This is a genomic window from Bradyrhizobium sp. 25ACV, from assembly GCF_054863005.1.
Window position 1 is genome coordinate 1 of the sequence record NZ_JAVAYO010000143.1, and the last position, 261, is coordinate 261.

Sequence of the window (261 nt, forward strand, 5' to 3'; positions counted from 1 at the left end):
GTGCCGGGCACGGGCGCTGCGTGAATCCAGCTGCCGCTGTGGCGATCCCAGACCTGTAGGCCGGGGTTCTCGTCCTGCAGCAAGAGCGTCAAGCCGCCGAAATCGGTATGTGCGCCGCATCCCTTCTCGCCGGGCGCGGCATTGGCCGGCTGCGGCGGGTAGTGCAGCAGGCGCAGGGTGCTCATGGAGTCGCGGCAGAAGCTGGCGAAATGTTCCTCCGGCAGTTGCAGCGACAGCGCGATGGCCCCCATCAGCCGATTC

General features: G+C 67.8%; 1 protein-coding gene. It reads right to left on the reverse strand.

Going from position 1 to position 261, the window contains the following annotated elements; translation table 11 throughout:
* Positions 1 to 261, reverse strand: a 261-nt coding sequence (locus RAD04_RS38905) for a 2OG-Fe(II) oxygenase family protein (RefSeq protein WP_461627997.1), incomplete at both ends; no start/stop codon positions are given.